The organism is Roseburia amylophila (assembly GCF_025567465.1).
Taxonomy (GTDB): Bacteria; Bacillota; Clostridia; order Lachnospirales; family Lachnospiraceae; genus Roseburia_C; species Roseburia_C amylophila.
On sequence record NZ_JAOQKI010000029.1, the window covers coordinates 23,713 to 25,899 of the forward strand.

The 2,187-nt window shown below is 42.5% G+C and carries 4 protein-coding genes; all 4 read left to right on the forward strand.

Features of this window, described 5'->3' with window-relative positions:
- Positions 1 to 868 (forward strand): [FeFe] hydrogenase H-cluster maturation GTPase HydF (gene hydF / locus OCV43_RS13330; RefSeq protein WP_262624330.1); only part of this gene is annotated, 868 nt, incomplete at its 5' end.
- 23 nt (positions 869 to 891) lie between these two features.
- Positions 892 to 1,359 carry a YbaK/EbsC family protein gene (locus OCV43_RS13335; RefSeq protein ID WP_262624331.1) on the forward strand — a complete coding sequence of 156 codons (468 nt, stop codon included), beginning with the start codon at positions 892 to 894 and terminating at the stop codon, positions 1,357 to 1,359.
- Between the two features lie 74 nt (positions 1,360 to 1,433).
- Positions 1,434 to 1,976 (forward strand): RNA polymerase sigma factor, encoded by a 543-nt coding sequence (locus OCV43_RS13340; RefSeq protein ID WP_118087921.1) that lies wholly within the window; start codon positions 1,434 to 1,436, stop codon positions 1,974 to 1,976.
- Positions 1,973 to 2,161, forward strand: coding sequence for a hypothetical protein (locus OCV43_RS13345; protein ID WP_262624332.1), 189 nt, complete (start codon positions 1,973 to 1,975; stop codon positions 2,159 to 2,161). The genes OCV43_RS13340 and OCV43_RS13345 overlap by 4 nt, the downstream gene beginning before the upstream one ends.
- Positions 2,162 to 2,187 lie beyond the last annotated feature (26 nt).

Here is a 2,187-nt window from a genome sequence, read left to right on the forward strand (position 1 = left end):
ATGGTTCCACTATTTTAAAGAAAAGCATACACCGACCTTATGTGTACTGAGCAAAGCGGATACACTGACAGATTCAGATTCCATAGCAGCACAGCTTAAGGAAGAGACAAAACAGGAAATTCTTGTTATCAGCTCGAAAAGTAAGGAAGATATAGAAAAATTTAAAGAAGAATTAATAAGACTTGTGCCGGATGATTATGGTGAAGAAACCATAACCGGAGCACTGGTAGAAGAAGGTGATTTGGTCCTCCTTGTTATGCCGCAGGATATCCAGGCACCAAAGGGCAGACTGATTCTGCCACAGGTACAGACCATCCGTGATTTGCTGGATCATAAATGTCTGGTAATGAGCTGCACAACGGATAAGTTAGAGGATACGCTGGCGGCGCTGGTGCGACCACCGAAGCTTATTATTACCGACTCCCAGGTTTTCCGTACAGTATATGATAAGAAGCCGCAGGAAAGTCTTCTGACCTCATTTTCCGTATTGTTTGCAGAGTACAAGGGAGATTTTGCTTACTACAAAGAGAGCGCAGCAACCATTAGCAGTCTTACGGAAGAATCAAAGGTACTGATTGCAGAATGCTGTACCCATGCACCACTGAAAGAGGATATCGGCAGGGAGAAAATTCCGAATATGCTGAGAAAACGTATCGGAGCAGGACTGACAGTGGATATCGTCAGCGGAACAGATTTTCCAAAAGACTTATCTAATTATGATTTAATAATTCAGTGCGGAGCATGTATGTTTAATAAAAAATATGTCATGACGAGAATTGAACGTGCAAAAGAACAGAAAGTTCCAATGAGCAACTATGGTGTTGCCATTGCATATCTGTCTGGAATTCTTGATAAAATCAGCTATTAGAAATGATGAAAGGAAGCGTAACTATGTCAATCAAACGCGCGCGAGCATATTTAAAAGAATTTGGAATGGAGGAGCGGATTATGGAGCTGGCAGAATCCAGTGCGACAGTGGAACTGGCAGCAGAGGCACTTCATTGTGAGCCGGAGCGTATTGCAAAGACGCTTTCTTTCTTGATGGGAGAACAGCCGATCCTGATTGTGGCTGCGGGAGATGCCAGAATCGACAACCACAAATATAAGACAACCTTCGGAACCAAAGCAAAAATGATTCCGGCAGCGGCAGTGGAAGACTATATCGGACACGCCGTTGGCGGAGTCTGCCCTTTTGGAATCAAAGAGGGTATAAAAGTATATCTCGATGAAAGCCTGAAAAAATTTGAAACAGTATTTCCGGCATGTGGTAGTGGAAACAGTGCCATTGAGCTGACAATCCCGGAACTGGAGCAGTGCTCCGGATATTCAGAATGGGTTAATGTCTGCAAGGAGGAGTAACAGTAGGCAGAAACTTTAGCAAATAAGACGGCATAAGCGTCGGAAAAGTACAGCAGAGGAAATGGGAGCGTGTTATGTTTCAGTTACTTGAACTAATCGAAAATGAAGAGGACAGGGAATTTTGCAGAAAGTTGAGTGAGCAGTTTGACTCTGCAATGTACCATGTGGCATATGGAATTTTAAAGAATTCTGCAGATGCGGAAGATGCTGTGCAGGAAAGCTATATTGCAATTATAAATAATTTAGATAAAATTTCTCGTGAAAACTGTCATAAAGCGTGGAACTATATTGTTACTATAGTTAGGAGCAGAGCAATTAATGTATATCGTAGGCGGAACCGCGAAAGCAAAATGGACGAGGATACGATTGAAAATCTGCTGCAGGAGTCTCAGGGGGACGGAGAAATCTTTGAACTTCCGGATGGCAGCAGCATGTCAGAACTTATCGGCAGAATGAAATATCCATATAAGGACGTATTATATTTACGATATTATAATGAATTGAGCTATGAAGAAATTGCAACTGCTCTTGACACAACAGTTGACAATGCAAGACACATTTCCAGCAGGGCAAGGAAGAAACTGCAGGAAAAGCTAGAGAAGGGGAATTCATTATGACAGAACAGGAACTGAAGGATGCCATCACATCGGCGTGTGAGGCAGATTATAAGCACGCAATGGCTGCACCAAAGCATCACTTTTCAAGGACATTTCGAAAGAAAATAAAAGTGCTGCTGCAACCGGGCATGGGAAAACATAGGGTTATAGGACAAAACGTGTTGATGGCTAATCCCATTCTGTAAAAGATTTATCCATCTTATGGAGGTCA

Bases quoted from the DNA above. Each gene is read 5' to 3' on its own strand.
- OCV43_RS13335 (WP_262624331.1), top strand. From the start codon at position 892: ATGTCAATCAAACGCGCGCGAGCATATTTAAAAGAATTTGGAATGGAG.
- OCV43_RS13340 (WP_118087921.1), top strand. From the start codon at position 1,434: ATGTTTCAGTTACTTGAACTAATCGAAAATGAAGAGGACAGGGAATTT.
- OCV43_RS13345 (WP_262624332.1), top strand. From the start codon at position 1,973: ATGACAGAACAGGAACTGAAGGATGCCATCACATCGGCGTGTGAGGCA.